Origin of the sequence: uncultured Maricaulis sp. (genome assembly GCF_905480005.1) — a bacterium.
GTDB lineage: Bacteria > Pseudomonadota > Alphaproteobacteria > Caulobacterales > Maricaulaceae > Maricaulis.
In genome coordinates this window covers 1-6,131 of sequence record NZ_CAJQOO010000036.1, presented here as the reverse complement: position 1 = coordinate 6,131, position 6,131 = coordinate 1, and the positions used below count along the sequence as shown (strand labels likewise).

Below are 6,131 nucleotides of genomic sequence, written 5' to 3'. Positions count from 1 at the left end.
AGGGAAGATTCGCCAATTCCTTCTACGGGATGGTCATCGGGGCGCCCTTGGGCGTGTGCGTGAACTGCGCCGCACCGATCGCCCGGGGCCTGTTTCAGGGCGGCTCACGAGCCGAGACAACGCTTTCGGCCATGATCGCCTCGCCAACCCTGAACGTTGTCGTCCTGACCATGGCGTTCTCACTGCTTCCCTTCTACATCGCGGTGACGAAACTCGTGCTCAGCCTCGCCGTCATCCTGCTGGCTGTACCGCTGATCTGCCGGGTTCTGCCGCAAGAGCGCCTCCTGCATTCCGTGAAATCCGCGCCGGCGCCACAAGCGCCGGACTTGCCCGAGCCCGAGCTCGAAACCCTGACGGCGTCCCTGGTGGGCTTTGTCACTGATTTTGGGCGGAATTTCTGGTTCATACTTCGCATGACCGCGCCGCTCATGCTGCTCGCCGGCTTCCTTGGCGCGATCGCCGCCACACTGCTGCCGGTCGACCTGATCAATGGCCGTGAATTTGGGCTGGTCAGCGCGCTTGCCGCGGGCGTGGTGGGCACATTCCTGCCTGTGCCGATCGGGTTTGACGTGGTCGTGTCCGGCGCTCTGCTCAATGGCGGGGTTGGTCATGGTTTCATCATGACGCTCGTCTTCACACTCGGCAGTTTCAGCGTGTACTCCTTCATGATTGTCGCGACGTCGGTCGGCTGGCGGGCGGCGGGCCTGCTTGCTGCGACCGTTTGTGTCCTGGGTGTCGGGAGTGGTGTGGCCATTGACGCCTATCATGACTACCAGACGCGGCGCGCGATCGAATTGCTGACCGGCGCGGAGGAGGTCGTGGCGTCTGCGCCCGGGGCCTTGAACCCGGCCATCAGCCTTCCCGTCCAGGATCCGACCGGTCCGGCGGCGCTTCAGACAGAGGCAGAGGATGATGTCGAGCTCGAGCGTCTGCCCTATGGCGATAATGCCGCTTATGGCGATGCGCCTTTCACCCGCATGGAAGCCTGGCAGCTGGGTATCGACCATGCCGTGGAGTTCTCGATGGGTGATATGTGGCCGCCCTTCTGGGAAGGGCGAAGCGTGGCATCCGGCGATATTGATCGCGACGGTGATATCGACCTGGTTTTCGCGTCGACCCGGGTGGGGCTTTATATTTACCGCAATGACGGTGCCGGCGGTTTTTCGGGAGGCGCGGTGGATGCGGCGAGCCTTCGGTCGCTCCCCATCTTCAACGCGGCTTTGATGGATGTCGACAATGACGGCTTCCCTGATCTGTTCCTGACCACATTCCGCGAGGGCAACTTCATTTTGCCGAATGACGGCGGGCAGTTCGCGGCCGACCGATTGCGTCCGGTCGCCAATCGCGATGACGCCATTCTGACCCTGGCAGCCAGCTTTGCCGATGTGGACCGGGACGGGGACCTGGATATCGCGCTCGGCAATTGGGCGGCTGGCTGGTACCGGCGCATCCCCGGCGAGGAATCGCGAAATCGCATCATCCTGAATGATGACGGCGCCCTGAGCGGGCAGGATTTCCGTGATCTCCCGGGCATTCCCGGCGAGACCCTGTCAATCCTGTTCTCTGACCTGGATGCGGACGGCGCGGTCGACCTGCTGGTCGGGAATGATTTTGAAGTGCCGGATTATGCCTATTTCGGGGATGGTGCCGGCCAGTTTACCGCCGTGACCCATCAGGACGGGCTGATCCCGATGACGACGAATACGACCATGTCAGTCTCATCCTTTGATCTACGCAATACAGGTCAGATGGCGCTGTATTTCGCACAGATTGCGGGCCGGGCTGAAGGTGTGTCGGACAGACTCAGAATGCAGCCGATCGAGCAGTATTGCGACGGTATCGAGCGCGATCTGGATCGCGAGATCTGCCAGCGCAATATGGCGATCAAGGTCTGGTACAGGTCCGGCAACAGCCTGGATCCGAGCAATGCCCGGCGGTGTTCCGGTTTCGAGGAGCCTTACCGGTCGGAGTGTCGCGGCATGATGCTCAAGGATCTGGCCATCCAGGATAATAATCCCGAAATGTGCGCGATTATCCCGGTTGGCCAAACCACGATCCGGGCGCTTTGCGACGTCCATTTCCTGCCATCGCGCGCCATGACCGCGCGCGAGCAGGATGAAGCCCTGCCGCAGATCTTGTCACGGAATGTCCTGCTGGAGCGGGGCGGGCAGGAGGCTTACGCAGAGACTGCACAGGCCATGCATGTTGAAGTCGGCGGCTGGAGCTGGGATGTCTCACACGGTGATTTCGACAATGATGGCTGGCAGGACATGTATATCGTCAACGGGACCTGGGTTCCGAATGAGGTGACGCCGTCAAACATATTCCTGCGCAACCAGGCAGGTGAGCGGTTTGAAGAAGTGACGGAGACGTATGGGCTCGGTGATTTCGCCATGACTGCGGCCGCGACCCTGGCCGATATCGACAATGATGGCGATCTGGATGTGATCGCCGTCCCCGTGAATGCGCCGGTTACCGCTTTCCTGAACAATTCCGGCCGCTCTTCCATCAGCTTCCGTCTGGTCGACGAGCGGGGCAATCGCGATGGGATCGGGGCACGGATTGAAATTCGTCATGCCGGTTTCGGTACCGGTCTGCAGACCCGCGAAATCCAGTTGGGCGGGGGCTTCATGTCGTTTGACGCCCCGATCGCGCATTTCGGACTGGGTGATCTGGAGCAGATCGACAGTGCATCGATCCGCTGGGCGGATGGAAGAGTCACACAAATCAATGAGCCGTTGGAGGCGGGAGCGACTTATCGCGTTCACCGTCGCAGGCATGGCAGGGGTGTAGAGTGATGCGAACGAGAATTCTGCTTGGCGCAGGCGTTGCGGTCCTGGCCGCCGTCATCGGCTTCGCGATGTATCAAGGGTCGTCGCAATCCGGCCTTTCCGAGGCGCAAATGGCCGCCCGCATGGAAGAGGCCGAGGCCGCCTTTGCCCGCACCGATTATGCGGAAGTCGCTGAAATTTTGACTGAATTGTCGGAGGCGGGCCTGCCTCTGGCGCAGTATCGCCTGGGCCTGATGTATCGCGAAGGTCGCGGTGTGGAGATCGATCCGGATCGCGCGATCGCGCTGCTCGAAGATGCCGCGGCCCAGGAGTGGACCGCCGCTGAGGACGCGCTGATCGAGCTGTTTCTTGAGCGCGCCGAGGCGGCATCGGAGCCGTCGGAGGAGATTGACTGGCTGGAGCGGGCATCGCGTCGCGGCGATGTCGGTGCGACCGCTGTGATGGGCTCCTACTATTTTTCCGGGACCGGCGTCGAGCGCGACCTGGCGCGGGGCTTGCGGTTGCTCACTGAAGCGGCGGAAGCGGGTGATGTGCGTGCCCAGTCCAATCTCGGCTATGCCTATTCGACCGGGACGGGCGTCGCGCGGGACGATGTGCGCGCGCTGCATTGGTACCAGATGGCGGCCGAAGCCGGAATGGTACGCGCGCAAGCTGCGGTCGGCCTGTTCTACGAGACAGGGCGGGGCACCGAGCCGGATACAGCCGAGGCTGTGCGATGGTATCTGAACGTGATCGGAGAAGGTGTGCCCGGTATCAGCGCCCGCCTTGGCGCTTTGGTCGCCTCCGGCGAAATCGGGGCCGAGCAGTTCCCGAATGCTCAAGTCTGGGTGCTGGATGCCGCGCGTGCCGGTGATGGCGCGTCCCTGCGCTGGACCGAGGAGCGTGCCGATTCAGGTGACGCGGCGGCGCTGAACGCACTGGCCGTCATGTATGAGACGGGCGAGGGCGTTCCGCAGCATGATGCTCGCGCGCTCGACTATTACCGCCAGGCGGCAGAGGCTGGCGCTCCGGAAGCCCAGCTGGCCATGGCGCGTCGCTTCGCGGCCGGGCAGGGCGTGACGCAGGATTATGTGCAAGCGCATGTCTGGGCGAATCTGGCCGCTGCGAATGGGGCGGCAGACGCCGCCCAGGAGCGCGATGTGTTCGCCCGTTTCCTGACGCCTGAGCAATTGGCTGAGGCGCAGAACCGGGCGGCTGACTGGCAGCCGTCGCAATAGGTCGGACCGTGATGCGCGTTCAAACATACAGGAAATGGCTCGCCGCCCTCGCTTTTGCCGTCGGCCTTCCATCGCTGGCGGTGGCTCAATCGGGCGACACGATCGAGGCCCTGCTCGAGCGGAGTGATTACGGCAGCGCCCGTCTCCAGGCTGAGGCGCGCGCGGCGAATGGCGATGATGAGGCGCGCTCATGGCTGGCCCACATGTATCGCCAGGGGCTGGGCGTGCCCCAGGATCTTGTCCGGGCCGTTGAGCTTGATCGGATGTCGGCGCAATCGGGGGTGCCGCGATCCCAGAATGCGCTTGGCCATTCACTTGTCATGGGGCTGGGCGTGGAGCCCGATGCCGGAGCCGGTCTGGTCTGGCTGCTCCGAGCTGCCGAGACCGGTGATGCCCGCTTTGAGTTCGACTATGCACAGGCGCTGTCGTCGGATTCGGCCGGATCGCCTGATCTCACCGAGGCGGCTGTCTGGTATCGGCGCGCAGCGGACCAGGGTCTCGTCGAGGCCCAGACCAATCTGGGCATTCTTTACATGACCGGTCAGGGCGTTGAGCAAGACCTCGACCGGGCCCGCGCGCTGTTCATCGCCGGCGCCGAAGCCGGCGATGCGCAGGCCCAGAACAATCTCGGACTTCTGTATGTCCGCGGAGACGGCGTGACGCGGGACTATGAGGCGGCATTCTATTGGTTTCAGCTGGCGGCCGCTCAGGATCTGCCGCAAGCATTGCGCAATCTCTCTGTCCTCTATGAAAGTGGCCAGGGAGCTCCAGTGGACGAAGCGCAGGCGCGCCAGCTTCTCGAGCGCGCGCGGATGCTCGAAAGCGGTGGACTGGATCAGTTGCTGTCGAGCATCGGTTTTCCGGTCGATGAACGCCTTCGCGACCTCGACTGGACGGCGCCGCCGGACCGGACCGAGCTGACCGCGGCTGAGGCCAATGACGTCATTGCCCAGTATATTCAGGGGCATCGCTTCATGCGGGGTGGCGGGGTTCGTCAGGATCTGCAGTCAGCCCGATCCATGTTCGAGGCGGCGGCGGCGCAAGGCCTGGGCAGCGCGGAATTCAGTCTCTGCCTGCTTCACGCCAACGGCTGGGGCGTGCCCCAGAACTACCGGACGGCCTATGTTTGGTGCAGCCTGGCGGCCTATCGCGGATATCCCGATGCCGATCTCCTGCGCGATAATCTGGCGCTTCAGATGACCGGTGATCAGGTCGACACGGCCCGGCGAGACGTGGCGCGACGGCTGTCGTCAGACTGATCCGGTCGCAGCACCGCAGGGCGTCTAGGAATTCGCTTATGATGATTGTGTGCGGTCGCCGAGCAGTGTAACGTCCCGATCAGGAGATTGTTTATGCGCCTAAGCTGCTTAGTCCAATTTGCGATGACCCTCAGCCTGCTCCTCGTGGTGCCGGTTGGCGGAGCTGTTGGCCAGACGCAATCTGTGGCCGCCGATGTCGGCTTGTCGGCGCGCTATGCGGGAAGTCGCATTTATTTCGATGCCGACCCGACTTATTCCAACATTACCGTGTCCGTGAGCGGTCCGGATGGTTATCACGGCCAGGTTTATTCCGAGCGTCGCGCCCCCAGTTTCCGCCTTGCGGATTTTGGCGAGGTTGCCGACGGCCTCTATCGCTTTGAAATAACTGCGGCTACGCAGGTTTACGCGACCGATCGGTCCAGCCGGGAACCGGCTGGCTATAACGGGCGCGCGCCCACCGCCCAGCGTCCGCGCGAAGGCGTGAGTTTTACAGGAAGTTTCCGCGTCGAAAATGGCCAGGTATTGGTCTTTGATGACGCAGACCAAGAGACGTAATCCGGGCACCGGGGGCCTTAGACAATGAAGCATCTTCTTACCGCAACGAGTGCTGCGGCCGTGTCGATGGCGCTTATGGTGGTCGTGCCGAGCCCGTCCAACGCCGATATCGTGCATCTTGACGATGTCATCATTCAGTTCAGTCTTTGCCTCGGCATTGATTGTTCGAATGGAGAGAGTTTCGGATTCGATACGCTCCGCCTGAAGGAAAACAACGTTCGCATTCATTTCGATGATACCAGCGTTTCCGCGAGTTTCCCGCGCAATGATTGGCGCATCACGATCAATGATAGCGGCAATGGCGGCGG

At 62.4% G+C, this 6,131-nt stretch carries 4 protein-coding genes and 1 pseudogene; all 5 read left to right on the top strand.

Annotated elements, in window-relative coordinates:
- A partial coding sequence (locus QZ266_RS04510) for an FG-GAP-like repeat-containing protein (RefSeq protein ID WP_295691996.1) occupies nt 1-2,798 on the top strand: 2,798 nt, incomplete at its 5' end.
- Nucleotides 2,798-4,009 (top strand): tetratricopeptide repeat protein, encoded by a 1,212-nt coding sequence (locus QZ266_RS04505; RefSeq protein WP_295691994.1) that lies wholly within the window; start codon nt 2,798-2,800, stop codon nt 4,007-4,009. The genes QZ266_RS04510 and QZ266_RS04505, both read left to right, overlap by 1 nt.
- Nucleotides 4,010-4,020: 11 nt before the next feature.
- Nucleotides 4,021-5,268, top strand: a complete 1,248-nt coding sequence (locus tag QZ266_RS04500) for a tetratricopeptide repeat protein (RefSeq protein ID WP_295691992.1) — start codon at nt 4,021-4,023, stop codon at nt 5,266-5,268.
- A 123-nt stretch (nt 5,269-5,391) separates the two neighbouring features.
- Nucleotides 5,392-5,823 (top strand): hypothetical protein, encoded by a 432-nt coding sequence (locus tag QZ266_RS04495; protein WP_295691991.1) that lies wholly within the window; start codon nt 5,392-5,394, stop codon nt 5,821-5,823.
- Nucleotides 5,824-5,847: 24 nt separating this feature from the next.
- Nucleotides 5,848-6,131: pseudogene (locus QZ266_RS04490) on the top strand (hypothetical protein); the annotation flags it as partial.